The sequence below is a fragment of the Halomonas marinisediminis genome (genome assembly GCF_004347715.1).
In the GTDB taxonomy this organism is placed as follows: Bacteria; Pseudomonadota; Gammaproteobacteria; order Pseudomonadales; family Halomonadaceae; genus Halomonas; species Halomonas icarae.
This window is the reverse complement of record NZ_SLTR01000352.1, coordinates 1-283: the sequence shown is the minus strand read 5'-3', so window position 1 is coordinate 283 and position 283 is coordinate 1. Positions and strand designations below refer to the sequence as shown.

At 68.6% G+C, this 283-nt stretch carries 1 protein-coding gene; it reads left to right on the top strand.

Annotation, left to right across the window (positions count from 1 at the left end):
- Nucleotides 1–21: 21 nt before the first annotated feature.
- Nucleotides 22–283: sigma 54-interacting transcriptional regulator (locus E0702_RS16980; protein WP_306766935.1), on the top strand; the 262-nt coding region annotated here is incomplete at its 3' end.

Here is a 283-nt window from a genome sequence, read left to right as displayed (position 1 = left end):
CCCGTCGCCGAACTCCAGCCGATGACCGAGAAGATCGGCACGACGCTCGATTTCGATTCGATGATCGGGGCGGCCCCCGCGTTCCGGGCCGCGCTTGCCGTCGCGGCCAAGGCGGCACGCACCCAGCAGACGGTGCTGATCGAGGGTGAAAGCGGCAGCGGCAAGGAAATGCTGGTGCGGGCGATGCACGCCGCGAGCCCACGCGCCAAGGCGCCGCTGCGGTTCGTCAATGCCGGTGGCATCCCCGCCAACCAGATCGAGAGCGTGCTGTTCGGGCATGAGA